The sequence below is a fragment of the Streptococcus mitis genome (assembly GCF_001579035.1).
Classification (GTDB): domain Bacteria; phylum Bacillota; class Bacilli; order Lactobacillales; family Streptococcaceae; genus Streptococcus; species Streptococcus mitis_J.
On the sequence record NZ_KQ970290.1, the window covers coordinates 113,081 to 114,836 of the forward strand.

At 42.1% G+C, this 1,756-nt stretch carries 2 protein-coding genes; both read left to right on the plus strand.

Annotated elements, in window-relative coordinates:
• The coding region (gene trkA / locus SMIDD26_RS12340) for a Trk system potassium transporter TrkA (protein ID WP_246747009.1) at positions 1 to 898 on the plus strand (898 nt) is incomplete at its 5' end.
• Positions 899 to 901: 3 nt separating this feature from the next.
• Positions 902 to 1,756: TrkH family potassium uptake protein (locus SMIDD26_RS08750; protein ID WP_061439853.1), on the plus strand; the 855-nt coding region annotated here is incomplete at its 3' end.

Sequence of the window (1,756 nt, forward strand, 5' to 3'; positions counted from 1 at the left end):
CTTGATGGAATTCACTGTTAAATCCTCCAGCGGTCTTTGCCAAATGCCCATTTCTGATTTTCGGAAAAAATTTGGCAATGTCATTGTCTGTGCGATAGAAAGAGATCATCAAATTATCATTCCAAGCGGTGACATGACTGTACAGGATAAAGATAGAATCTTTGTCACTGGTAACCGTGTCGATATGATGCTCTTCCATAATTATTTCAAGTCTCGTGCCGTGAAGAGTCTCCTTATTGTTGGAGCTGGTAGAATTGCCTATTATCTACTAGGTATCCTCAAAGACAGTCGTATCGATACCAAGGTTATTGAAATCAATCCTGAAATCGCCAGCTTCTTTAGCGAGAAATTCCCAAATCTTCATATCGTCCAAGGAGATGGTACTGCAAAAGATATCCTGCTAGAAGAAAGTGCTCAACACTATGATGCCGTTGCGACTCTAACAGGAGTCGATGAGGAAAATCTGATTACCTCTATGTTCCTTGACAGGGTAGGTGTACAAAAAAATATCACTAAGGTCAATCGTACCAGTCTCCTCGAGATTATCAATGCTCCTGATTTTTCAAGTATCATCACACCTAAAAGCATCGCTGTAGATACGATTATGCACTTTATTCGTGGTCGTGTTAATGCCCAGTATTCAGACCTTCAAGCCATGCACCATCTAGCCAATGGCCAAATCGAAACCCTGCAATTCCATATCAAGGAAGCTAATAAAATGACTGCCAAACCTCTTTCTCAACTGAAATTGAAAAAAGGGGTTCTTATCGCAGCTATCATTCGAAAGGGCAAGACTATTTTCCCTACCGGGGAGGATATGCTGGAAGTCGGAGACAAGCTCCTAGTAACAACTTTGTTACCAAACATCACCAAGATTTATGACTTGATCGCGAGGTAAGAAATGAATAAAAGTATGATTCGTTACCTCCTTTCAAAATTACTTTTGATTGAAGCTGTTCTTCTTTTGGTTCCTGTGTCTGTCGCTATCTATTACCGTGAATCGAGCCAAGTCTTTACAGCCCTCTTTACAACGATTGGGATTCTCGTATTACTAGGCGGCTCAGGAATTTTACAAAAGCCAAAAAATCAACGGATTTATGCCAAGGAGGGAATCTTGATTGTGGCCCTCTGTTGGATCCTTTGGTCCTTCTTTGGCGGTCTCCCCTTTGTCTTTGCTAGACAAATTCCCAGCGTTATCGATGCCTTTTTTGAGATCAGTTCTGGCTTTACAACTACTGGAGCAACTATTCTGAATGACGTTTCAGTTCTCAGCCGTTCCCTCCTCTTCTGGCGAAGTTTTACCCACTTGATTGGAGGAATGGGAGTGCTTGTTTTTGCACTTGCTATTATGGATAATGCCAAGAATAGCCACCTAGAAGTGATGAAGGCTGAGGTTCCTGGCCCTGTTTTTGGCAAGGTCGTATCCAAACTCAAAAATACTGCCCAGATTCTCTATCTTCTTTATCTAGCTCTCTTTTCCCTCTTTGTCATCATCTATTATCTAGCTGGTATGCCCCTATTTGATAGTTTTGTCATTGCCATGGGAACAGCAGGTACAGGAGGATTTACCGTCTATAACGACGGAATTGCCCACTATGGCAGCTCACTGATTACCTATCTAGTTAGTATCGGAGTTCTGGTTTTTGGGGTAAATTTCAACCTCTACTACTACCTCATGCTCCGTCGCGTCAAAGCCTTCTTTGGTGACGAGGAACTTCGTGCTTACTTGGTCATTGTACTGCTTTCTACAGGATTG